Source organism: Rhizobacter sp. P5_A1 (assembly GCF_056400745.1).
Genome location: NZ_JBFUKR010000030.1, coordinates 17444 through 38743, shown reverse-complemented (window position 1 = coordinate 38743; position 21300 = coordinate 17444). Strand labels below are relative to the sequence as shown.

General features: G+C 70.9%; 23 protein-coding genes. 12 read left to right on the top strand and 11 right to left on the bottom strand.

The window, feature by feature from the left end:
- The first annotated feature begins 28 nt into the window (after window positions 1-28).
- On the top strand, window positions 29-2044 hold the full coding sequence (locus AC1DTW_RS23810; protein WP_477983880.1) for an acetoacetate--CoA ligase: 2016 nt from the start codon (window positions 29-31) through the stop codon (window positions 2042-2044).
- Window positions 2045-2064: 20 nt separating this feature from the next.
- On the opposite strand, the gene AC1DTW_RS23805 is transcribed toward AC1DTW_RS23810, so the two are convergent.
- The 3 genes from AC1DTW_RS23805 to AC1DTW_RS23795 all read right to left on the bottom strand — a co-directional run bounded on the left by AC1DTW_RS23805 (window position 2065) and on the right by AC1DTW_RS23795 (window position 4057).
- Entirely contained in the window at window positions 2065-2679 is a 615-nt protein-coding gene (locus tag AC1DTW_RS23805; RefSeq protein WP_477983879.1) for a hypothetical protein, read from the bottom strand.
- Between the two features lie 87 nt (window positions 2680-2766).
- Window positions 2767-3426: a hypothetical protein gene (locus AC1DTW_RS23800; RefSeq protein WP_477983878.1), complete on the bottom strand. Its 660-nt coding sequence runs from the start codon at window positions 3424-3426 to the stop codon at window positions 2767-2769.
- Between the two features lie 118 nt (window positions 3427-3544).
- Entirely contained in the window at window positions 3545-4057 is a 513-nt protein-coding gene (locus AC1DTW_RS23795) for a flavin reductase family protein (RefSeq protein ID WP_477983877.1), read from the bottom strand.
- A gap of 62 nt (window positions 4058-4119) precedes the next feature.
- Between AC1DTW_RS23795 and AC1DTW_RS23790 the strand changes: the two genes are divergently transcribed.
- Genes AC1DTW_RS23790 through AC1DTW_RS23780 form a run of 3 tightly spaced genes read left to right on the top strand, consistent with a single transcriptional unit; the run spans window position 4120 to window position 6133 of the window.
- On the top strand, window positions 4120-4704 hold the full coding sequence (locus AC1DTW_RS23790) for a DinB family protein (RefSeq protein ID WP_477983876.1): 585 nt from the start codon (window positions 4120-4122) through the stop codon (window positions 4702-4704).
- A gap of 27 nt (window positions 4705-4731) precedes the next feature.
- A complete protein-coding gene (locus AC1DTW_RS23785) occupies window positions 4732-5271 on the top strand; it encodes a sigma-70 family RNA polymerase sigma factor (RefSeq protein WP_477983875.1) in 540 nt (179 codons plus the stop codon).
- 19 nt (window positions 5272-5290) lie between these two features.
- On the top strand, window positions 5291-6133 hold the full coding sequence (locus AC1DTW_RS23780) for an anti-sigma factor family protein (protein ID WP_477983874.1): 843 nt from the start codon (window positions 5291-5293) through the stop codon (window positions 6131-6133).
- 101 nt (window positions 6134-6234) lie between these two features.
- Here AC1DTW_RS23780 and AC1DTW_RS23775 read toward each other — a convergent pair whose 3' ends face one another.
- Window positions 6235-6759: a GGDEF domain-containing protein gene (locus AC1DTW_RS23775; protein WP_477983873.1), complete on the bottom strand. Its 525-nt coding sequence runs from the start codon at window positions 6757-6759 to the stop codon at window positions 6235-6237.
- Window positions 6760-6918: 159 nt separating this feature from the next.
- Here AC1DTW_RS23775 and AC1DTW_RS23770 point away from each other — a divergent pair, with 159 nt between their 5' ends.
- The 5 genes from AC1DTW_RS23770 to AC1DTW_RS23750 all read left to right on the top strand — a co-directional run bounded on the left by AC1DTW_RS23770 (window position 6919) and on the right by AC1DTW_RS23750 (window position 13134).
- Window positions 6919-7467, top strand: coding sequence for an ECF-type sigma factor (locus AC1DTW_RS23770; protein ID WP_477983872.1), 549 nt, complete (start codon window positions 6919-6921; stop codon window positions 7465-7467).
- Window positions 7467-10169, top strand: coding sequence for a protein kinase domain-containing protein (locus tag AC1DTW_RS23765; protein WP_477983871.1), 2703 nt, complete (start codon window positions 7467-7469; stop codon window positions 10167-10169). The genes AC1DTW_RS23770 and AC1DTW_RS23765 overlap by 1 nt, the downstream gene beginning before the upstream one ends.
- Before the next feature lie 16 nt (window positions 10170-10185).
- Window positions 10186-10530 carry a hypothetical protein gene (locus AC1DTW_RS23760; RefSeq protein ID WP_477983870.1) on the top strand — a complete coding sequence of 115 codons (345 nt, stop codon included), beginning with the start codon at window positions 10186-10188 and terminating at the stop codon, window positions 10528-10530.
- A 75-nt stretch (window positions 10531-10605) separates the two neighbouring features.
- Window positions 10606-12207 (top strand): AmpG family muropeptide MFS transporter, encoded by a 1602-nt coding sequence (locus AC1DTW_RS23755; RefSeq protein WP_477983869.1) that lies wholly within the window; start codon window positions 10606-10608, stop codon window positions 12205-12207.
- A 33-nt stretch (window positions 12208-12240) separates the two neighbouring features.
- Entirely contained in the window at window positions 12241-13134 is an 894-nt protein-coding gene (locus AC1DTW_RS23750) for a M48 family metallopeptidase (protein WP_477983868.1), read from the top strand.
- 15 nt (window positions 13135-13149) lie between these two features.
- On the opposite strand, the gene AC1DTW_RS23745 is transcribed toward AC1DTW_RS23750, so the two are convergent.
- From AC1DTW_RS23745 to AC1DTW_RS23725, 5 genes are all read right to left on the bottom strand, one after another.
- A complete protein-coding gene (locus tag AC1DTW_RS23745) occupies window positions 13150-13815 on the bottom strand; it encodes a Crp/Fnr family transcriptional regulator (RefSeq protein ID WP_477983867.1) in 666 nt (221 codons plus the stop codon).
- Between the two features lie 69 nt (window positions 13816-13884).
- Window positions 13885-14595, bottom strand: coding sequence for a helix-turn-helix transcriptional regulator (locus tag AC1DTW_RS23740; protein WP_477983866.1), 711 nt, complete (start codon window positions 14593-14595; stop codon window positions 13885-13887).
- Window positions 14596-14713: 118 nt separating this feature from the next.
- A complete protein-coding gene (locus AC1DTW_RS23735) occupies window positions 14714-15388 on the bottom strand; it encodes an alpha/beta hydrolase (RefSeq protein ID WP_477983865.1) in 675 nt (224 codons plus the stop codon).
- A gap of 85 nt (window positions 15389-15473) precedes the next feature.
- A complete protein-coding gene (locus tag AC1DTW_RS23730) occupies window positions 15474-16301 on the bottom strand; it encodes a hypothetical protein (RefSeq protein WP_477983864.1) in 828 nt (275 codons plus the stop codon).
- 34 nt (window positions 16302-16335) lie between these two features.
- Window positions 16336-16797 carry an abscisic acid-deficient protein Aba4 family protein gene (locus tag AC1DTW_RS23725; protein ID WP_477983863.1) on the bottom strand — a complete coding sequence of 154 codons (462 nt, stop codon included), beginning with the start codon at window positions 16795-16797 and terminating at the stop codon, window positions 16336-16338.
- A 99-nt stretch (window positions 16798-16896) separates the two neighbouring features.
- On the opposite strand from AC1DTW_RS23725, the gene AC1DTW_RS23720 reads away from it, so the two are divergent.
- Window positions 16897-17598, top strand: coding sequence for a TetR/AcrR family transcriptional regulator (locus tag AC1DTW_RS23720; RefSeq protein ID WP_477983862.1), 702 nt, complete (start codon window positions 16897-16899; stop codon window positions 17596-17598).
- Here the strand turns inward: AC1DTW_RS23720 and AC1DTW_RS23715 are convergent.
- Window positions 17588-18385 carry an exodeoxyribonuclease III gene (locus AC1DTW_RS23715; RefSeq protein WP_477983861.1) on the bottom strand — a complete coding sequence of 266 codons (798 nt, stop codon included), beginning with the start codon at window positions 18383-18385 and terminating at the stop codon, window positions 17588-17590. The genes AC1DTW_RS23720 and AC1DTW_RS23715 overlap by 11 nt on opposite strands.
- Before the next feature lie 13 nt (window positions 18386-18398).
- Between AC1DTW_RS23715 and pyrE the strand changes: the two genes are divergently transcribed.
- Entirely contained in the window at window positions 18399-19088 is a 690-nt protein-coding gene (gene pyrE / locus AC1DTW_RS23710) for an orotate phosphoribosyltransferase (RefSeq protein ID WP_477983860.1), read from the top strand.
- 7 nt (window positions 19089-19095) lie between these two features.
- Window positions 19096-19803 (top strand): DUF4124 domain-containing protein, encoded by a 708-nt coding sequence (locus AC1DTW_RS23705; RefSeq protein WP_477983859.1) that lies wholly within the window; start codon window positions 19096-19098, stop codon window positions 19801-19803.
- A 30-nt stretch (window positions 19804-19833) separates the two neighbouring features.
- Here the strand turns inward: AC1DTW_RS23705 and gatB are convergent, their stop codons facing one another.
- On the bottom strand, window positions 19834-21297 hold the full coding sequence (gene gatB, locus AC1DTW_RS23700) for an Asp-tRNA(Asn)/Glu-tRNA(Gln) amidotransferase subunit GatB (protein ID WP_477983858.1): 1464 nt from the start codon (window positions 21295-21297) through the stop codon (window positions 19834-19836).
- Window positions 21298-21300 lie beyond the last annotated feature (3 nt).

Here is a 21300-nt window from a genome sequence, read left to right as displayed (position 1 = left end):
GGCGGACGCGGCCTCGCACAATGGGCGCATGACTCACCAGATCACCCGTTACACCGACTGGCTCGCGCGCGAACGCGGGCTGCGCTTCGACGCCGGCAGTGTCGAAGGCTACGACGCGCTGTGGCGCTGGTCGGTCACCGACCTGCGCGCGTTCTGGGGCTCGATCTGGGACTACTTCGGCGTGCAGTCGCCGACGCCGTACGAGACCGTGCTCGCCGACGAGACCATGCCCGGCGCGCGCTGGTTCCCCGGCGCACAGGTCAACTACGCGCAGCACCTGTTCTCGCACGCCGAAGCGGCGCATGCGGCGGGGCATCCGGCGCTTCTGTTCCAGAACGAGACGATGCGAACGCGCGGCGAGATGCAGCAGATCGCGTGGCCCGAGCTGCGCCGCCAGGTCGCCTCGCTCGCGGCCGCGCTGCGCTCGCTCGGCGTGCAGCGCGGCGATCGGGTCGTCGCGTTCCTGCCGAACATCCCGCAGACCGCGGTCGCGTTCCTCGCCTGCGCGAGCCTCGGCGCGGTCTGGTCGGTGTGCTCGCCCGACATGGGCCCGGTCGCGGTGCTCGATCGCTTCCGCCAGATCGAGCCGAAGCTGCTGATCGCGTGCGACGGCTACACCTACGGCGGCGTCGCGCACGACCGCATGCCGGTGTTGCGCGGCCTGCTCGACGAGTTGCCCGGCGTGCGCGACGTGGTGCTGCTGAAGTACCAGAACGAGGCTGCCGATGCCGCGAGCCTCGCGTCGCCGCAGCGCGCGCTGCACGATTTCGCCGCGCTGACCTCGAGCGCCGACGCGCGCTTCGAGCCGGCATGGCTGCCGTTCGACCACCCGCTGTGGGTCGTCTATTCGAGTGGCACGACCGGGCTGCCGAAGGCCATCGTGCATGGCCACGGCGGCGTGATCGTCGAGGCGCTGAAGGCCGGCGCGCTGCACAACGATGTCGGCCCGAGCGCGTTGACCGGCGACCGCTATCACTGGTACAGCACGACCGGCTGGATCATGTGGAACTCGCAGCTCGGCGCGCTGCTCGGCGGCACGACGATCTGCATCTTCGACGGCAACCCGGGCGGTTCGATCAAGGCGCCCGATCTGACGACTTTGTGGCGCTTCGCCGCCGATGCCGGCGCGACCTTCTTCGGCGCCGGCGCGGCCTTCTACGCGAACTGCCTGAAGGCCGGCATCGAGCCCGCGAAGGTCGCCGACCTGAGCCGCTTGCGCGCGATCGGCTCGACCGGCTCGCCGCTGGCGATCGACGCCTACGAATGGATCTGGGCGCAGATGGCGAAGGTCGACGGCCGCGAGATCTGGCTCACGCCGATCTCCGGCGGCACCGATTTCGCCGGCGCCTTCGTCGCCGGGCTGCCGACCTTGCCGGTGGTCGCCGGCGAGATGCAGTGCCGCTGCCTGGGCGCCGCGGTCGAGGCCTGGAACGAAGCGGGCCAGCCCCTGGTCGACGAGGTCGGCGAACTCGTCTGCGTCAAACCGATGCCGTCGATGCCGCTGTACTTCTGGAACGACCCCGGCAACGCGCGCTACTTGAGCAGCTACTTCGACATGTACCCGGGCGTCTGGCGCCACGGCGACTGGATCAAGATCACGCCGCGCGGCGGCGCGATCATCTACGGCCGCAGCGACGCGACGATCAACCGGCACGGCATCCGCATGGGCACCGCCGAGCTGTACCGCGCGGTCGAGGCGCTGCCCGAAGTGCTCGACAGCCTGGTCGTCGACCTCGAATACCTCGGCCGCGAGAGCTACATGCCGCTGTTCGTCGTGCTGCGCGAAGGGCTGACGCTCGATGCCGCGCTGACGAAGCGGCTCAAGGACAGCATCAAGACCGCACTGTCGGCGCGCCACGTGCCGAACGACATCTTCCAGGTCGACGCGGTGCCGCGCACGCTGTCGGGCAAGAAGATGGAGCTGCCGGTCAAGAAGCTGCTGATGGGCACGCCCGCCGATCAGGTGTTCAAGCTCGACGCGATGGCGAATGCGGGTTGCGTCGCGTGGTTCGTGGCGTTCGCGGCGAAGCGCGCCTCGGCTTGAACGCGGGCCGATCTGCCGAGCTAAGCCTTCGGCTTGACGGCCTTCGCCTGCGGCAAGGTCAGCAAGCCCTGGGACGCCGCGATGTCCAGCGTCTGGGTCAGCATCCAGTCGACGAGCGACGCGTCCATGCGGTTGATGCGCAGGATGCCGAGCATCGGGTCGGGCCCCAGGCGGATCACGAGCTCATGCTTGACGACCTTGCCCGTCGGTGGGCTGGCTGGCTGTCGCTCGAACGGCGCGACGACGAAATTGACCACCGCCCAGACTTGCAGGAGCTTCCTCTGCTTGGTGAAGCGCATGGGCGCCAGCGTGATGACCGGGTCGTCGACGGGGAAGTCGAGAACCAGCGGCGCGTCCGGCGCCGGGGACTCCACGACCGTCGCATCGCCGGCGACCCCGTTGGCCTCGAAGACCAGCGGGGCGCGCTCCTTGAAGTAGCGCGCGATGTCGTGGTACTTGTACTCGACCAGGGTTTCATCGCGCTCCGGCGTCGTGAGGCCGGGTGTTCGAAGCTCCTCGTTGATCAGGACCAGATGGATCGTCCTGGGCTTGCCCGCAACGGCTGTCGCGCTCTGCGCGACGGGCGGTGCGTCTGCCGCGAGGCAACTCCAGGGTGTCGCGAGCAGGCCGGTCAAGGCGGCCAGCGTGACGGCGCGGCGGGTCGGGCAAGGAAGGGGCTTTGGTTGCATCGGCTGTCCGGACGGAGATGTGCGGGTCAAGTTTCAATACAGGCGCATCGCGACCCACTCGCGAGGAATTTCCACGCCGTTGGCATCGACGGGATGGCCCTGGGGCAAGGTGGCGAGTTCGTCCCGTTGAAGGGCTCTCAGCAGATCGCCGGCGAGTACGTCGGCCTCCGCGGCGCGAGGGCGCGACCGGCTGGTCTGATACGACGGCGCCGCTTTCCATGCCAGGGTTTCGCTGGCGGTGTCCCAGAGGACCGCCTCGTACTCGATGCGGCCCGCTCCCACGTTGTGGAGGCGCTGCGCGGTGAGTACCAGGACGTGCGAGGTGGCCGGAAGGGCCGCCCGGTTCGCCGCCCACAGCGCGCCGAGCGCGGCCGTGTTGGCCAACGGGTGTGCCAGCTCGAGGTACCCGGAGACGGGCACGCCGTTCCGGTTGAAGGTGTCGGGAAGGTTCGCGCGCATCGCCGCGCTGACGTCCCCGCCCGGACGCCGGGCCGCGTTCTCTACCGGGCCGAGCGTGGCGAACGAACCCAGCGAGACGACGACCCACACGCGGCGCACTGGCTCGACCCGCGCGGCCAGCTTCGACGACGCGGCGGTCGTGCAGGCCGCGGGGCCGGCGAGCAATGTCGCCAGCATCGCCGCCGTCAAGGCGCGACGCCGCGGCGAACTGCGCTGCTGTGTTGATTCAGACATCGGGCCAGTCTAGAGGCGCGACGCGCAAGCGCGCGGGGCCGGCTCGTGCGATCGGCAGCGGATCGTGAAGAGGGTCGCGCGCCGTCGCCTTGCTCGGCGCGAGGGTGTCGGCTGCCGGCTACAGCGGCAACTCCGTGAAGTAGCGCCCGCCGTGAAAGATCAGCGGCTGCGCGCCGGTGCGGCGGCCGCAGCGCTCGACCTCGCCGACGAAGATCACGTGGTCGCCTTCTTCGTAGCGGCTGCGGTTGAAGCACTCGAACACCGCGGCCGAGCCTTCGAGGATCGGCGCGCCGCCCGCGCCTTCGCGGAACGCGACGCCGCTGAAGCGATCGACGACCGTCTTGCTCGCGAAGCGCTCGGCCAGCGCGCGCTGATCGGCCGCGAGGATGTTGATCGCGTAGTGCGAGCCGCGCTCGAAGTCCGGCATCGAGCCGGCGCTGCGCGCCAGGCTCCACAGCACCAGCGGCGGGCTCAGCGAGACCGAGTTGAACGAGTTCGCCGTCAGCCCGACCGGCAGGCCTTCGGCGTTGCGCGCGGTGACGATCGTCACGCCGGTCGCGAACATGCCGAGTGCGGCGCGAAAGTCGCGCGCCGAGAAGCTGGGCGCCACGGCGCGAAGCGGGGGATTCATGGGCCGCATTGTCCGGGATTCGTCGCCTGGCCCGCGGCCGGCGCCGCGCCTACACTTTGCGCGTGGACCCGCTTGCCCGCCATCTGCTGACCCAGGCCTTCAACAACGCCTGGGCCAATCACCGGCTGCTCGGTGCCTGCGCGCGGCTGAGCCAGGCCGACTTCGAGGCGCCGCGCACCAGCTTCTTCCCGTCGATCAAGGCGACGTTGAACCACAACCTGACGGTCGACTGGTTCTACATCGACGCGATCGAGCGCAGCCTTGCCGGCCTGCCGCCGAACCCCGCGGCGCGCGCGTTCTTCGACCCGGTCGAGCCCTGTGCGAGCGCCGCCGAGTTGCAGGCCGCGCAGCGTGCGAGCGACCGCCGGCTGCTCGCGCAGTGCGAGGCGCTCGACGCGGCCGCGCTGCGCGGCGAGGTCGTCGTGCAACGCGCCGGCGGCCCGGTGCGCGAACCGCTGCCGCGGTTGCTCGCGCACCTGTTCCAGCACCAGGTGCACCACCGCGGGCAGGCGCACGCGATGCTGTCGGGCACGCCGGTCGCGCCGCCGCAGCTCGACGACTTCTTCTGCGCCAACGATGCGCCGCTGCGCGTCGACGATTTCCGCGCCCTCGGCTTCAGCGAAGCCGCGATCTGGCCGGCGGAATAGAACCGCTGCGCGCCACGTACACCCGACGTGGACGCACCCGCCGCCTTTCGTCAGCAGCTGCTCGGCGCGATCCCGCGCCTGCGGCGCTACGCACGCTCGCTGGTGTTCGATGCGAGCGCCGCCGACGACCTGGTGCAGACCGCGCTGGAGCGCGCGCTGGCCCATTGGCACCAGTTCGACCAGCGCCGCGACATCCTGGTCTGGACCCTCAGCATCGCGCACAACGCGTACATGGACGACCGCCGCCGCCACGCGCGCATGCCGCTGGCCGAGCCGCATGGTGACGATGCACGCGGCGCGTCGATCGACGAACGCCACGCCGCCGAGACGCCCGACATCGGGCTGCGCCTGGACCTCGTCGGCGCGCTGCAGCGGCTGCCGCTCGAGCAGCGCGAGCCGCTGCTGCTGGTCACGCTCGAGCAGCTGTCGTATGCCGAGTGCGCCGAACTGCTGCGCATCCCGATCGGCACCGTGATGTCGCGCATTTCGCGCGCGCGCGTCGCGTTGCGCGCGCTGCTCGACGGGCGCGCGCCGGCGGCGACGCAGACGCTGCGCCGGGTCGTCTGAACGAGACAGGGGAACCGCGATGAATCCCGGGATCGACGACCTCACGCTGCACGCCTGGCTCGACGGCGAACTGACGCCGCCGCAGCAGGCCGAGGTCGAGTCCTGGCTGCAGGCGAACCCCGAGCTCGCGGCGCGCGTTCGCCTGTGGGCCGCCGATCGCGAGCTGATGCGCACGCAGCTCGCCGGCGTGCTCGACGAGCCGGTGCCGGCGGTACTCGAACAGGTGCTGTGGCGCAAGCGGCCGACGCACGCCGCGTGGCGCGATGCGGGCTGGCAGCGCTGGGCTGCGGCGCTCGCGGTGTTCGCGCTCGGCGGCGTGCTCGGCGCCGGGCTCGTGTGGCGCACCCAGGCGCCGCCTGCACTCGTCGCCGCGGCGGCCGAGCCGGCGTGGGTCCAGCGTGCGGCGGTCGCGCATGCGGTCTACGTGCCCGAGGTGCGGCACCCGGTCGAGGTGAAGGCGCAGGAAGAGCACCTGAGCCGCTGGCTGACGAAACGGCTCGACGTGCCGGTGAAGCTGTTCGACCTGCGCGCGCAGGGCTTCGAGCTCGTCGGCGGTCGGCTGCTTCCCGATGCGGCCGGGCCCAGCGCGCAGCTGATGTACCAGGCGGTCGCGCTGCCCGGCGCCTCGGGCGCCGACGCGAAGCCGGTGCGCGTGACGGTCTACCTGCGCAAGCCCGAGCGCGACACGCCGGCCGCGTTTCGCTACGAGCAGCAGGGCGAGCTCGGCCTGTTCTACTGGGTCGAAGGCGCGAGCCCGCACGGCGGACCGTGCGGCTACGCGCTGGTCGGCGCGCTGCCGCGCGAGCGCTTGCTGGCGCTGGCCGAGGCGATCTACCGGCAGGGCGAGACGCCGGCACGCTGAGCGGGCTGGCTGCCCGACGCTTCGCCGACAATCATCGGATGACGACGATCGCGATCCCGCTGCCGGCGCGGCCGCATCCGGATCGCGCCGCGCGCCGCCGCTCAGCCGAGCTTCGTCTCGCCCATCCTCGCCCGGATGGCGGCCTGCACCAGCGCCTCGCCGGTGTTGCCGGCTTGCGGATAGACCGCGACCCCGGTGCGGACCGAGATCACGATCTCCCGCGCGCCGATCCCGTAGGGCTCGCAGAGCTCTTCGGAGAGCCGCGCATCGACGAGCGCCGCGATCGCCGCGCCGGCGTTCAGCAGGATTGCGCCGAACTCGGCGCCGCCGGCACGCACGGCGATGTCCGAGCCGCGCAGCCGGGTCACGAGCCGGTTCCAGATCGCTTGCAGCAGCTGGCTCTCGACCGCGTGGCCGTGGCATTCCCGGACGGCCTCGAGCCCGGCCAGACCGATCGACAGCACGACCAGCGTGGTCCCGTTGCGCCGGCACGCGGCCAGCTGCCGGTCGACGATCGGCCCGAACGGGGCATGCTCGGGCAGGCTGGTCGCCGGCACTGCCCTCGCTTTGGCGGCGGGCTTGGGCAGCGCGAGAACGGCGAGGGGCTGGAACGCTGGGTCGGGCATGGCGGGTCGTCCAATCGGTGCGTGTCGTGGGCCGATGGGCGGAACGCGGGCGCGCCTGGCGGCCCTGCGTCTCGTCCCTTCATTGAGGAATACGGAATGCGCCCGCGAAACCCGACAATCGCGCGTCAGCCGCGCCGCCGGCCCAACCCCTGAGCCAACATGACCGAGATCACGACGCTTCTGCAGGCTGCCAAGTCCGGCGACGACCAGGCCGCCGGCCGGGTCGTCTCGCTGCTGTATGCCGAGCTGCACCGGCTGGCGCGCAGCCGGCTGCGGCGTTCCGGCGACATGACGCTGCTCGACACCACGTCGCTCGTGCACGAGTCGTATCTGCGCATCCAGCAGGCGGGCAAGCCCGACTTCGCCGACCGCAAGCACTTTCTCGCCTACGCGGCGAAGGCCATGCGCACGATCGTGATCGACATCGCGCGCGCCGCCCAGGCCGACCGGCGCGGCGGCGGGCTGCAGGTGACGCTGAACACCGCGATCGGCGACTCGCTCGCGGTGGAGGAAGACGAGATCCTGCGCGTCCACGAAGCGCTGGACGAACTCGCCGCGGTCGACGAGCGGCTCGGCCGGCTCGTCGAGATGCGCTATTTCGGCGGCCTGACCGAAGGCGAGATCGCCGAGTGCCTCGGCGTGACCGAGCGCACCGTGCAGCGCGACTGGCAGAAGGCGCGCATGTTCCTGTCGATGGCGCTGCGCTGATGCGCTCGATCGACAAGGCCCGATGGCTGCGGCTGAGCCCGCTGCTCGACGAGATCCTCGATCTCGAGGGCGCTGCGCGCGCGCAGCGCCTCGCCGCGCTGCGCGCCGAAGACGCGCCGCTCGCCGACGACCTCGATGCGCTGCTCGGCCAACTCGGCGGCCCGGACCGCGACACCTTTCTCGAACGCCCGGCGCTGCTGCTGCGCGAAGCGAGCATGGCCGGCCAGATCGTCGGCGCCTACACGGTCGAGCGCGAGCTCGGCCAGGGCGGCATGGGCAGCGTGTGGCTCGCGCGCCGCACCGACGGCCGCTTCGAAGGCTTCGTCGCGATCAAGTTCCTGAACGCCGGGCTGGTGACGCGCGGCGGCCCCGAGCGCTTCGCGCGCGAGGGCAGCATCCTGGCGCGGCTCGCGCACCCGAACATCGCGCGCCTGCTCGATGCGGGCGTGGCGGCCGGCGGCGCGCAGCCCTACCTCGTGCTCGAGTACATCGACGGGCTGACGATCGACCGCTACTGCGATCAGAACGCGCTCGGCCTGCCGGCCCGCGTGCGCCTGTTCCTCGATGTGCTGGCCGCGGTGGCGCATGCGCACAACCGGCTGATCCTGCACCGCGACCTGAAGCCGACGAACATCCTCGTCACCGCCGGCGGCGAGGTCAAGCTGCTCGACTTCGGCATCGCGAAGCTGCTCGACGATGCCGGCGTGCCGGCCGCCGCGACCGAGCTGACGCAGGCGGTCGGCCGCGCGTTCACGCTGCAGTACGCCGCGCCCGAACAGCTGCAGGGCGCCGACGTCACGACCGCGACCGATGTCTACGCGCTCGGCGTGCTGCTGTATGTCCTGCTCGGCGGCACGCATCCGACGCCGGGCATCACGACCCTCGACCAGATGCGCGCGGTGATCGAGGTCGAGCCGAAGCGGCTGTCCGACGCGGTGTTGCGCAACGCCGCGGTCGGCTCGGCGGCGGCCAAGCTCAGGCTCGCGCGCGCGCTGCGCGGCGACCTCGACAACATCGTCGCCCGGGCGCTGAAGAAGGCGCCGACCGAGCGCTACGCCAACGCCGCGCAGCTCGCCGACGACCTGCGGCGCTACCTGAACGACGAGCCGGTCGCCGCGCGCCCCGACGCGGTGCCGTATGTGCTCGCGAAGTTCATCCGACGCCACCGCCTCGGCGTGGCCGCGGGCGTGGTCGTCGTCTCGGCGCTGGCCGTCGGCGTCGGCGTCGCGCTGTGGGAGGCGAAGGAGGCGAAGCGCCAGCGCGTGCAGGCCGAGGGCCTGATCGAGTTCATGCTCGGCGACTTGCGCAAGAAGCTGCAGCCGGTCGGCCGGCTCGACGTGCTCGACGCGGTCGGCACGCAGGCGCTGGCCTACTACGCCGCGCAGGACGCCGGCCGCCTCGACGCCGACTCGCTGGGCCGCCGCGCGCGCGCGCTGCACCTGATCGGCGAGATCGCCGAACGGCGCGGCAGCCTCGACGAGGCGCTCGGCATGTTCCAGCGCGCCGCCGACAGCACCGCCGAGCTGATGGCGCGCGAACCGCGCGACGCGCAGCGCATCTTCGACCACGCGCAAAGCGTCTACTGGGTCGGCTATGTCGCGCGCCAGCGCGGGCAGCTGCCGCAGGCCGAGGCCTCGTTCCGCCAGTACCAGGGGCTCGCGCAGCAGCTCGTCCGGCTGGACCCGAACAACCTCGAATGGCGCGTCGAGCAGGCGCAGTCGGGCGTGAACCTCGGCGTCGTCTACCTCGAACGCTCGCGCTCGGCGCAGGCCTTGAAGGTCTTCATCGAGGCGCGCGACGCCTGGGTCGGAATCGTCGCGGCGCGGCCGGAACATGGTCTGGAACTCGCCATCACCTGGGGCTGGATCGCGAAGGCGTACGAAGCACTGAATCAGTTCGACGCCGCGGCAGACGCACAGCGAACCAAGGTCGACGTGCTGCGCGCGTTGCCGGATTTCGACAGGAACAGCCACGCCCAGCGCCTGATCGCGAACGCGGCCTACGAGCTCGGGCGGCTGCAGCTGGCGCTCGGCCACTACACGTTGGCAGCGCAAGCGGCGCAAGACGCGCTCGCGCAAACCGAGGCACTCGTCGCGGTCGACGCCGCCAGCGCCGAGGTGCTCTCGCACATGGCCTTCGCGCGCGTGAGCCTGGCCGAGATCCAGCTCGCGCTGCGTGAGCGCGCCGCCGCCGCGGCCACGCTGGACCGCGCCGCAGCCGACACCGCGCGGCTGCTCGCGGCCGACGCGACACGCAACAAGTGGAGCATCGCGCTCGCTGGAAGCGTGCTGCTGCAGCGGCTCGCGGCGGCCGAGCCGCAGGCGCCGCTGGAGCCCGAGTTCGAGGCCTTGCTGGCGACGGTGCGCAGCGCGGTGGCGAGCGGCAAGCCGCTGGACGCCGATCAGATCCGCATCGCTGCGGCCGCCGAATTGGCGCTCGGCGACCTGCGCGCGCGCGACGCGCGACCCGCCGCAGCGCGCGAGCTCTGGCAGGCTGCGGCGCAGCGCCTGCAAGCGCCCGCGGCCAGCGGCGAACTGCCGGCGATGACGCTGCTTGCGCAGGCGCAGCTGCGGCTCGGCGCGATCGAACCCGCGCGCGCGCTGGCCGCACTCATCGAAGCTTCCCCCTATCGGCACCCCGCATACGCCGATCTCCGCCAACGACTGGCCACTGCAACGGGGGCGGTGCCGGTCCATCCATGAGCCCAGAGAAAGCCCAATGCCACAAACCAGCCAACCCAATCAGGTGATCGTCACGGTCGACACCCACAAGAAGATCGCCTGTACGCCGGACCCGCTGCCGGCCAACGGTCGCAACGTCGAGCTGACCTTCGTGTTGCAGACCGACGGCTACGTGTTCCCGACCGACGGCACCGCGATCGTCGTGGCCAACCCCGGCACCGAGTTCCCGACCCCGTCGAGAACACTGCCGCCGAACAACACGACGGCCATGCTCTTCAATCACAACAGCAAGGCCGGCACCTTCAAGTACACCGCGACCGTGTTGCCGGTTGGTGGTGGCGCGCCGCTGATTCTCGACCCGATCATCTCCAACGGGCCGTAACGCGACGCGAAGCGCCGGTGCCCTTCGGGGCGCCGGCGTCGCATAAGCTACCCGGTCTTCGCCACCGGCTCCGTCTTGAACGCCATTCCCACCCTCGCCACGTCTTCGCGCTTCAGCGCCGCCGCCCTGTATCGGCTCGTCGTGGTCACCGTGCTCGGCTTCGCCTCCGGCCTGCCGCTTGCGCTGACCGGGCAGGCGATGCAGGCCTGGCTCAGCGTCTCGGGCGTCGACATCGCGACGATCGGCTTCCTGAGCCTGGTCGGCCTGCCCTACACCTTCAAGTTCCTGTGGGCGCCGCTGATGGATCGCTTCGAGCTGCCCTGGCTCGGCCGGCGCCGCGGCTGGCTGGTGCTGACGCAGCTGCTGCTGGCCGGTGCGCTGTGGTGGATGGCCGCGACCTCGCCAACGGGCGCGACGCGCGCGTTCGCGCTGATCGCGGTGCTGGTCGCGTTCATCTCGGCGTCGCAGGACATCGTGATCGATGCCTACCGGACGAACCTGCTGCCGGCCAGCGAGCGCGGGCTCGGCTCGTCGTCGCTGGTGCTGGGCTACCGGCTGGCGATGATCCTGTCGGGCGGCGTCGCGTTCATCTGGGTCGATCCGGCGCAGGGCGGCGGCGCGTGGACCTGGCCCGAGGTCTATCGCTTCATGGCCGGGCTGATGGTTGGCGCGGCGCTGCTGTCGGCGTTCGCGTTGCCGAAGCTCAAGGTCGTCGAGCTGCCGACGAGCGTCGCGCGGCGCGACCTGATCGGCTTCGTCGCGGTGCTTGTCGCGGTCGCGCTCGGCGTCGTCGCCAGCAACCACTTCGCGCGGCCGATCGCGCAGGCATTGCTGGGCCCGCTGCTCGCCGGCGGCAGCCTGGCGCCTGCGCTGCAGGGCAAGTGGGTGGACCTGCTCGCGCTGCTGCTCGGCATCGCGCTGACGCTGCCGCTGGCCGCGTGGGCCGCGCGTGCGGCGCGCTTCGAGACGCTGCTCGGCGGTCTCTCGAGCTACTTCGCGCAGCCCGGCGCGGCCGCGTTCCTCGCCTTCGTCGTGCTCTACAAGCTCGGCGATGCGTTCTCGCTGTCGCTGGTCACGCCGTTCCTGCTGCAGGCGATGCACTTCAGCATCGCCGAGGTCGGCGTCGTCAACAAGGTCATCGGCCTGTGGCTGACGATCGGCGGTGCGCTGCTCGGCGGCGCGCTGATGCTGCGCATCGGCCTGTGGCGCGCGCTGATGTACTTCGGCATCTTCCAGATGCTCGGCATCCTGTGCTTCTGGTGGCTCGCGGTGAACGGCCGCGGCGCGTTGCCGGGGCTGACGATTCCGGCCTTCGACTGGGGCTTCGTCAAGCTCGCGCAGGCGACCGACGTCGACGGCGGGCTGCTGTTCGCGGTCGCCGGCGAGAACCTCTCGGGCGGCATGGGCACGGCCGCGTTCCTCGCGTTCCTGATGAGCCTGTGCAACCAGCGCTTCACCGCAACGCAGTTCGCGCTGCTCAGCGCGTTCGCGTCGGTCGGGCGCGTCTGGGTCGGCCCGCTCGCGGGCGTGCTGGCCGAGTCGATCGGCTGGCCCGCGTTCTTCATCGTCTCGACCTTGATGGCGGTGCCGGCGCTGCTGATGCTGTGGTGGATGCGCGCGACCGTGCGCGCGCTCGAGCACGATCCGGATGCGCCGGCGAGCGCGATCGATGGCTGAACTCCGCCACTCACGCACGATCCACACGACGCGATGAACGACGACGCCATCCCGCTGCGGCATCACACCGGCTGCGCCTGCGCGCTGCACGCGCGCCGGCTGTTCGGCGGCGCGCTGCTCGCCGGCGGCACGCTGCTCGCGCTGCCGGGCTGGGCGCGCGAGGGCGTCGAGGTCGGGCCGAAATCGTTCGCGACCGGTCTGGTGCCGGCGGGGCAGATCGAGCAGGCTGCGCAGCAGAACTATCGCCAGCTGCTGCAGCAGGCGGCGGCCAAGGGCGCGCTCGCCGGGCCGGGCAGCGCGCAGCTGACGCGGCTGCGTGCGATCGCGCAGCGGCTGATCCCGTTCAGCCACGAATGGAACGAGCGCGCGCGCCAGTGGCGCTGGGAAGTGAACCTGATCGACAGCCCGCAGGTCAACGCCTTCTGCATGCCGGGCGGCAAGATCGCGTTCTTCACCGGCATCCTCGACAAGCTCAGGCTGACCGACGACGAGGTCGCGATGGTGCTCGGCCACGAGATGACGCATGCGTTGCGCGAGCACGCGCGCGAGCGCATCGGCAAGGACGCCGCGACGCGCGGCGCGATCGAACTCGGCGCGGCGCTCTTCGGCCTCGGCAACACCGGCCGCCTTTTCGCCGGGCTGGGCGGCCAGCTGCTGTCGCTGAGCTGGGGCCGCGGCGATGAATCCGAGGCCGACCTGGTCGGCATGGAACTCGCGGCGCGCGCCGGCTACGACCCGCATGCGGGCGTGACGCTGTGGCAGAAGATGGCGCGCGCGAGCCAGGGCGCGCCGCCGCAGTGGCTCTCGACGCATCCGTCCGGGCCGACGCGCATCCGCGACATCGAGCTGAACCTGCCGAAGGTGCAGCCGCTGTATGCGCGGGCGATCAAGCCGCCGCAGCGCTTCGACCCGCCGCGCGGCTCGTGACAGGCCGAGCGCGCGCTACCAGCGCGACGGCAACGGCCGCAGCAGCCGATAGCGGCCGGCGTCGACGCTGAGGTAGCTGCCTTCCAGGTCCTTCACGAGGCGGCTCACCATCTCGCGCGAGCAGCCGAGTCGGTTCGCCATCTCCTGGTGCGTCAGGCGCTCGGCGATCAGGCGCGTGCCGTCGGGCTGCGCCGTCGCGAGCTCGTTCAGCAGCAGCGTCAGGCGGCCGTACACGTCGTTCAGCGCGAGCTGCTTCGCGCTGAGCGTCGCGGCGCGCGCGCGGCGGATCACCTTCGCGAGCAGGTCGAACGCGAACTCGGGGTGCTCGGCGATGTGCTGCAGCAGCGTCTGCCGGGTCACGACCGCGCACTCGCAGGGCTCGAGCGCCTCGACGCTCGCCGAGCGCGGCCCGCCGTCGAGGCTGATCTCTCCGATGTACTCGCCGACACCGTAGGTGCCGTAGGTGATCTCGCGATCGCGGTTGTTGCTGTCGCTGCGGCCGCTGCCGAATACGCGGACGCGGCCGGCGAGGATGATGAAGATCGTGTCGCCGTACTCGCCTTCGTCGATCAGGCGGTGTCCCTTGCGGAAGCGCTTCAGTTCGCCGCGTTGCGCGAGGCGGCGCAGCGGATCTGGCAGCACGGCGAGCGGGTCGAGCGGCGGGTTCTTCGGCAAGGCCATTCGGAACGCGGCCGGCCCGAAGATGGGCGCAGCCGCGTTGCCGATGCTAGCCGCAGCGCGCGGCGGTCGTCAGGCGGCGAGACGATCGCGCAGCTCGCTCGGCGCGGCCACCGCGCCGGCCACCCCGCGCAGCACCCCCATCAGCGGCGGCAGCACGGCCACCTGCCGCACCAGCGCACGGATGTTCTCGGCGCCGGTCTTGATGCGGATGTTGCCGATCTGCGTGCGCACCGTCGAGATCGCGACCCCGACCCGGGCGGCGATCTCGGTCGGCGGCACGCCGCGGCACAGCGCATCGAGCACGCGCGTTTCGGCCGCGGTCAGGCCGTGGCAGTGTGCGAAGCCCTGCACCGAGAGCACCTCGCAGACCTGGCGCTTGCCGAGCATCACCAAGGTCACCGGTTCGCGCGCGTCGTCGGGCAGCGCGAGCGGCACGATCGAGACGCTGACCCGTTGCGCACCTTCGCCGAGCGTCAGCAGCTTGCGCAGGCCGCGCCGCGCCGCGCCGTGCAGCGCATCGGCGAGCGGCAGCACATCTTGCGGGCGGCGCGCGCGCAGTTCGCGGCCGAGCAGCTGCAGCGGGTGCGCCGCGTCGAGTTCGGCGCGCGCCGCATGGTTCACGTGGATCGCGTGCACCTCGTCGGTGAGCAGCAGCATCCCGTAGTCGATCTCGTCGAGCGTGGCTGCGAGCCAGTGCCGTGCGTGGGTCGGCGCGCTGCGGCGTTCGGGGCCGCGGTAGACGCCGGCTCCGCTTTCGGTGAGACGCGAAACATCGAACATGGACTTCCTCCGTTTGATCGTCCGCCTGCAGCGGCGGTTGAATCAAGCGTAGGTAACGCGCGCCTCGGCGGGGCGTGAATATGCCCGTGCGCGCTTGTGACTTATTTACCGCTGGCGCTCAGGCGAGCACCTGGAGCAGCCAGTGGTTCATGTCGACGATCTCCTGCGGGCACACCGAGTGCGGCATCGGGTACGCATGCCACTCGACCGGGTGGCCGAGCGCGATCAGCGCGTCGCGCGACTGGATCGCGCGCGCGATCGGGATCACCGGGTCGGCCGTGCCGTGGGCCTGGAAGATCGGCAGGTCGGCGTTCGCGGCGCTGCGCTCGGCGGCGGCCAGCGCCGCCAGCGGCAGGTAGCCCGACATCCCCAGTACGCCGGCGAGCCGCTCGCGATGGCGCAGCCCGGTCATCAGGGCCATCGCGCAGCCTTGCGAGAACCCGGCCAGCACGATGCGCGACGCCGCGATGCCGCGCGCGCGCTCGTTCGCGATCAACGCCTCGACCAGCGCCTGCGACTCGCGCAGCCCGGCTTCGTCTTCGCGTTTCATGCCGCCCGGGCCGAGCTCGGCACCGAGGATGTCATACCAGGCCCGCATCACGTAGCCGCCGTTGATCGTGACGGGCCGCGTCGGGCCGTGCGGGAAGATGAAACGCACCGGGCCGACGCTCGACAGTTCGAGCTCCTGCGCGATCGGCACGAAGTCGTTGCCGTCTGCGCCGAGGCCGTGCAGAACGATGATGCTGGCGCTCGGGTTCGGCGCGGTTTCGAGTTCGATCACTTCGAGGGGCATGGTGGATTCCGTTGCAGGTCCGGGCGGGACAGGATCACCTGCATTCTGCTCGAAGCACATCGGCTGCCGCGGGCAGTGCCCCGCGTCAGTAGCGCCCGATCAGACCCCATGCAACCAGTGCCGCGAAGAGCAGCGCATAGGACAGCGCCGAGGCCCACACCAGCGCCTGCGCACGCGCCGCGCGAAACGTCGCGGCGACGAAGCCGGCGATCGGCAGCAACTGCTCGGCATGCACGCCGACGAAGTGCGCCGGGCGCAGATCGCCGCCGCCGAGCGACCAGCCGAACAGCGGCAGCTCCGGGCCGCCGCTCGGCGGCTGCAGCGCGGACAGCAACCCGCCGGCACCGGCGCCGAACACGAAGGTCAGCACGAGGCCGATCGATACAGCTTGCCGATAGGCCACCGGCAGGCTCGGATCGGGATGCCGCAGCAACTGCCACGCGAGCATCGGCTGCGTCGCGGGGAGCACGAGCGCACCGATGCCCATCAGCGTGTACATCGTCGCGTGCGGCGCGTCGCCGACGTTGTAGTGCGAGCCCTGGCCCAGCGCGGCTTGCAGCGTGATGTAGGCGAGCTCGAAGCTGCCGGCGCCGATCACCAGCCAGACGATCCGGTCGATCGCGCGACTCGCGCGCCGCTCGGTCGGCAGGTGACCGATGAACCAGCTCGTCGTCAGCGCCAGCAGCGCAATGGACATCGCGAACTTCATCGGCTTGATCCAGACATTGGCGTCGCGCAGCATGCGGCCGTCCAGGCTCCACGCGAGCGCCATCGGCAGCAGCAGCGCGAGCAGCACGGCGCCGTAGAGCGCGAGCCGGCGTTCGCGGGCCAGCAACTCGGCCGGCCAATCGCGCGGCGGCACGAAGCTGGAGGCACGGGCCGGACGGCCCGGCGCGAAGGTCAGGGTGTTCATGACGGGTTCCGTTTCGTCGAGGGTCGACCGCGCTTCAGGCGAGTACCGGCTTGGGATCGCGCAGCCGCCACAGCTGGCGCAGCACCGCGAAGCCCAACAGGCCAGCCGGGCCGAACATGAAGGTCAGTGCCAGCAGCGGCAGCACCAGCAGGTGCGGCAGGCCGAGCGCGCCGGCACGCTCGGCGATCCAGGCGCCGACAAAGAGATCGAACGCGAGGTAGTGCAGCCAGCCGGCCGTGAGCAGCGCCGGCACGGCCATCAGGCGCTGCACCGCGGCGATCGAGCCGTAGCCGCCGTCGCCCATGCCGCTGGCGGCGAACAGCGCCACGTAGACCGCCGCGAAGAGAAGCGGCACGGCCCGCCCGGCCAGCCGGCGAACCTGCGGCGCCCAGCGCGTGCCGTGCGGCGACACGGCCAACGCGAGCCATGCGGCGGCGGCCAGTCCGTTGGACAGCGAGAAGATCAGGTCCGGCGTGGGGGCAGCAAGCAAGGGCATCGCATCTCTCCGGGCGGGGCGAATCTAAACGGCGTTCAGATGCACGATAAGCTATGATTTGGACACTGTCAAGTTCAGGGCCCTGCCGCCGCCGACCCCATGCCGAAGCCCAAGCCCGCCACACGTTCTTCTGCGACCGCTGTCGTCGCCGCGCCGCGTCGCACCTACCACCACGGCGCACTGCGCGAGGCGCTGATCGAGGCCGCCGAAGCGGTGCTGGCCGAGCGCGGCATCGAGGGCTTCTCGCTGCGCGAGGTCGCGCGCCGTTCCGGCGTGTCGCCGGCGGCGCCTGCGCATCACTTCGGCGATGCCGCCGGGTTGCTCGCGGCGGTGGCGACGCTGGCGTTCGACGGCCTCACGGCGGCGCTCGAAGCCGGCAATTCACGCGGCGGCGCCGACCCGGTGGCGCGGCTGCGCGAGCAAGGCGTCGGCTATGTCGGTTTCGCGTTGCGCTACCCCGGCCGCTTCGGCCTGATGTTCCGCTACGGCCCGCACACGGACGAAGCGCTCGAACGCAGCGCGAACGCCGCCTTCATGGCGCTCGAGCACGGCGTGCGCGACCTGTGTCGCGCGCCGCCTCCGGCCCCGCTGGCGCCCGCGCAATGGAACGCGCTGCTCTCGATCTGGTCGGTCGTGCACGGATTCGCGCACCTCGCGCTGGCCGGCCAGTTCGACCGCTTCGCGCCGCCCGGCGGACGCGAGGCGATGCTGCGCGAAACGCTTGCACCGCTGCTCGAACAGCAACTCGAGGCGCTGCGCGCCGGCACGCCGAAGCGCCGACGGTCGCGGCTCAGAGCGTGAAGTCGTAGTCGATCACGAGCGGCGCATGGTCGCTGAAGCGCTGCTCGAGGTAGATGTGCTCGGCCTTCGCGCGGCGCGCGATCGCCGGGGTCGCGAGGTGGTAGTCGAGCCGCCAGCCGACGTTCTTCGCCCAGGCCTGGCCGCGGTTGCTCCACCAGGTGTATTGCTCGGGATGCGGGTTCAGCGTTCGGAACACGTCGACCAGGCCGATCTCCTCGAGCAGGCTCGTCATCCAGGCGCGCTCTTCGGGCAGGAAGCCGCTGTTCTTCTGATTGCCGCGCCAGTTCTTCAGGTCGATCTCCTTGTGGGCGATGTTGATGTCGCCGACGAGGATCAGCTCGCGCTGCGCGATCAACGCCTTCAGGTGCGGCGCCATCAGCGCCAGGAAGCGGTACTTCGCGGCCTGACGCAGCTCGCCGCTGGAGCCGCTCGGGAAGTAGCAGCTGACGATGCTGAGCTTGCCCGACCTCGACAGCCCGGGCGTGTCGAAACGCGCCTCGACATAGCGGCCTTCGGCATCGAACTCCGGGTCGCCGATGCCGAGCACCACTTCGGCGGGTTGGTTGCGCGAGTACAGCCCGACGCCCGAGTAGCCCTTCTTGTCGGCATAGTGGAAGTGGCCGTTCATGCCCGCGACCGTCTCGAACCGGCCGACCACCGTGTCGGCCTGGGCCTTCACCTCCTGCACCCCCATACAATCGGCGGCCACCCCCTCGGCCCAGGCCTCGAAGCCCTTGTTGGCGGCCGAGCGGATGCCGTTCAGATTCAGCGAGACAAGACGGAACACGAGGCACCTTCGGATGAGCAATGGCACGAACACCAGCGCAACGCACGATGCGCTCGCCCAGGACTTCGTGAAGTTCGCGGTCGAGGCCGGCGTGCTGCGCTTCGGTGAATTCAAGACCAAGGCCGGCCGGCTTTCGCCCTACTTCTTCAACTCGGCCTTGTTCGACGATGGCGCCAAGCTGGCGCGACTCGCGGAATTCTATGCGCGGCGCCTGCTCGCGTCGGGGTGCGAATTCGACATGCTGTTCGGCCCCGCGTACAAGGGCATCACGCTGGCGGCGGCGTCGGCCGTCGCGCTCGCGGGCCTGGGCCGCAACGTGCCGTTCGCGTTCAACCGCAAGGAAGCGAAGGCGCATGGCGAGGGTGGCACGCTGGTCGGCGCGAAGATCGCGGGTCGCGTCGTGATCGTCGACGACGTGATCACCGATGGCGCCTCGAAGCGCGAATCGGTCGAGCTGCTGCGCGCGGCCGGCGGCACGCCGGCCGCGGTGCTGATCGCGCTCGATCGCATGGAGCGCGGCGGCGCCGATGCCAACCTGTCGGCCCACTCCGCCGTTGAAGACTTCACACGCGACTACGGCCTGCAGGTGATCTCGATTGCGACGCTCACCGACTTGCTGCAGTATCTGCAATCGAATGCCGACCCGGCGCTGAAGGCCCACTTCGCACGCGTCGGCGCCTACCGCGAACGCTACGGAGTCTGACCTGAAGATGCGCTCCCTGACCGCTGTGCCGATCGCATGCGCACGCGCCGCCGCGGCGCTGGCCCTCTTCGTCGGCAGCGCCGCGTTCGCGCAGAGCGTCGGCAAGGCGGCGATCTACACCTGCATCGATGCGACGGGCAAGCGGCTGACCTCCGATCGGCCGATCGCCGAATGCAGTGCGCGCGAGCAGCGCGTGCTGAACGCCGACGGTTCGGTGCGCAGCATCGTCCCGCCGACCCTGACCGCCACCGAGCGTGGCGATGCCGAGGCGCGCGAACGCGACGCCGCGGCCGAGCGCGCGCGCCAGCAGGAGGCGGTGCGACGTGACCGCAACCTGCTCGCACGCTACCCGACCGAGGCGGCGCACCGCAAGGCGCGCGAACTCGCGCTCGAAGACCTGCGCAAGGCACTGCGCTTGTCCGAAGCGCGGATGGCGGCGCTGGCGACCGAGCGCAAGCCGCTGACCGACGAGGCCGAGTTCTACGTCGGCAAGACGCTGCCGCTGAAGCTGCGGCTCGCGCTCGACGCGAACGACGCATCGGTCGAAGCGCAGAAGTCGCTGATGCAGAACCAGCAGGTCGAAGCGCTGCGCATCGACCTGCTCTACGACGCCGAGCTCGAGCGCCTGAAGAAGCTGTGGAGCGGCGCGCAGCCTGGTTCGCTCGGCATCCTCGCCGGCGTCGCGCCGGCCGCCTCGGCGTCGCGCAAGAAGTAGCGGATCAGCCCGGCCGCGGCCGGTGCCTCGTCACCCGAGCTTCTGCTTCAGCAACGCGCTGATCTGCGACGGGTTGCCCTTGCCTTTGGTGGCCTTCATCGCCTGACCGACGAGCGCGTTGAACGCCTTGTCCTTGCCGGCGCGGAACTCCTCGACCGACTTCGGGTTCGCCGCGAGCACCGTGTCGACGATCGCGGAGAGCTCGCCGTCGTCGCTCATCTGCTTCAGGCCCAGCGTCTCGATCAGCGCGTCGACATCCTGCGTCTCGCCGGTCCACAGCGCGTCGAACACCTGCTTCGCGCCGTTGTTCGAGATCGTGCCGTCGGCGATGCGCGCAACCATCGCGGCGAGCGCCGTGGCGGCGACCGGGCTCGCCGCGATCGTGAGGTCTCTGGCGTTCAGGCGACGCGACAACTCGCCCATCAGCCAGTTCGCGACCAGCTTCGGCTGGCCGCTCGCCTTCGCCGCGGTCTCGAAGTACGCGGCGAACTCCTGCGTCTGCGTCATCAGCGTCGCGTCGTAGGCGGGCAGTGCGTAGTCGCGCTCGAAGCGCGCCGCCATCGGGCGCGGCAGCTCGGGCAGTTCGGCGCGCACGCGCTCGATCCAGTCGGCGTGAATCACGAGCGGCGGCAGGTCGGGGTCGGGGAAGTAGCGGTAGTCGTGCGCGTCTTCCTTGCTGCGCATCGCGCGGGTCTCGCCGCTGTCGGGGTCGAACAGCACGGTCGCCTGGCGCACGGCGCCGCCGTCTTCGAGCAGGTCGATCTGCCACTGCACTTCGTAGTCGATCGCCTGCTGCATGAACTTGAAGCTGTTCAGGTTCTTGATCTCGCGGCGCGTGCCGAACGGCGCGCCGGGGCGCCGCACCGAGACGTTCGCGTCGCAGCGGAACGAGCCTTCCTGCATGTTGCCGTCGCAGATGCCGATCCAGGTCACGAGCCGATGCAGCGTGCGCGCGTACTCGACCGCCTCGCGGCTCGAACGCATGTCGGGCTCGGTGACGATCTCGAGCAGCGGCGTGCCGGCGCGGTTCAGGTCGATGCCGCTCTGGCCCTGGTAGTCCTCGTGCAGCGACTTGCCGGCGTCCTCCTCGAGGTGGGCGCGGGTCAGGTTGACCTTGTGCTTCGCCTTTTCTCCTTGCGGACCATCGACGAAGAACTCCACCGAGCCGCCCTGCACCACCGGCGTCTCGTACTGGCTGATCTGGTAGCCCTTCGGCAGATCGGGGTAGAAGTAGTTCTTGCGCGCGAAGATCGACAGCGGCGCGACCTTCGCGCCGACCGCCAGGCCGAAGCGGATCGCGCGCTCGACCGCGCCGCGGTTCATCACCGGCAAGGTGCCCGGCAGTGCCAGGTCGACCGGCGAGGCCTGCGTGTTCGGCGCCGCGCCGAACGCGGTCGACGAGCCGCTGAAGATCTTGCTCTGCGTGGAAAGCTGCGCGTGCGTCTCGATGCCGATGACGACCTCGTAGCCGCGAATGAGTTGGGGCGTGCTCATGAG

Excerpts from the sequence above, each read along its gene's own strand:
- AC1DTW_RS23720 (WP_477983862.1), top strand. The coding sequence starts at position 16,897 with ATGCCGAAGCCCAAGCCCGCCACACGTTCTTCTGCGACCGCTGTCGTC.
- AC1DTW_RS23745 (WP_477983867.1), bottom strand. The coding sequence starts at position 13,815 with ATGGCCTTGCCGAAGAACCCGCCGCTCGACCCGCTCGCCGTGCTGCCA.
- AC1DTW_RS23760 (WP_477983870.1), top strand. The coding sequence starts at position 10,186 with ATGCCACAAACCAGCCAACCCAATCAGGTGATCGTCACGGTCGACACC.
- gatB (WP_477983858.1), bottom strand. The coding sequence starts at position 21,297 with ATGAGCACGCCCCAACTCATTCGCGGCTACGAGGTCGTCATCGGCATC.
- AC1DTW_RS23780 (WP_477983874.1), top strand. The coding sequence starts at position 5,291 with ATGAATCCCGGGATCGACGACCTCACGCTGCACGCCTGGCTCGACGGC.
- pyrE (WP_477983860.1), top strand. The coding sequence starts at position 18,399 with ATGAGCAATGGCACGAACACCAGCGCAACGCACGATGCGCTCGCCCAG.
- AC1DTW_RS23810 (WP_477983880.1), top strand. The coding sequence starts at position 29 with ATGACTCACCAGATCACCCGTTACACCGACTGGCTCGCGCGCGAACGC.
- AC1DTW_RS23800 (WP_477983878.1), bottom strand. The coding sequence starts at position 3,426 with ATGTCTGAATCAACACAGCAGCGCAGTTCGCCGCGGCGTCGCGCCTTG.
- AC1DTW_RS23735 (WP_477983865.1), bottom strand. The coding sequence starts at position 15,388 with ATGCCCCTCGAAGTGATCGAACTCGAAACCGCGCCGAACCCGAGCGCC.
- AC1DTW_RS23795 (WP_477983877.1), bottom strand. The coding sequence starts at position 4,057 with ATGAATCCCCCGCTTCGCGCCGTGGCGCCCAGCTTCTCGGCGCGCGAC.
- AC1DTW_RS23770 (WP_477983872.1), top strand. The coding sequence starts at position 6,919 with ATGACCGAGATCACGACGCTTCTGCAGGCTGCCAAGTCCGGCGACGAC.
- AC1DTW_RS23730 (WP_477983864.1), bottom strand. The coding sequence starts at position 16,301 with ATGAACACCCTGACCTTCGCGCCGGGCCGTCCGGCCCGTGCCTCCAGC.
- AC1DTW_RS23775 (WP_477983873.1), bottom strand. The coding sequence starts at position 6,759 with ATGCCCGACCCAGCGTTCCAGCCCCTCGCCGTTCTCGCGCTGCCCAAG.
- AC1DTW_RS23750 (WP_477983868.1), top strand. The coding sequence starts at position 12,241 with ATGAACGACGACGCCATCCCGCTGCGGCATCACACCGGCTGCGCCTGC.
- AC1DTW_RS23740 (WP_477983866.1), bottom strand. The coding sequence starts at position 14,595 with ATGTTCGATGTTTCGCGTCTCACCGAAAGCGGAGCCGGCGTCTACCGC.
- AC1DTW_RS23725 (WP_477983863.1), bottom strand. The coding sequence starts at position 16,797 with ATGCCCTTGCTTGCTGCCCCCACGCCGGACCTGATCTTCTCGCTGTCC.
- AC1DTW_RS23765 (WP_477983871.1), top strand. The coding sequence starts at position 7,467 with ATGCGCTCGATCGACAAGGCCCGATGGCTGCGGCTGAGCCCGCTGCTC.
- AC1DTW_RS23705 (WP_477983859.1), top strand. The coding sequence starts at position 19,096 with ATGCGCTCCCTGACCGCTGTGCCGATCGCATGCGCACGCGCCGCCGCG.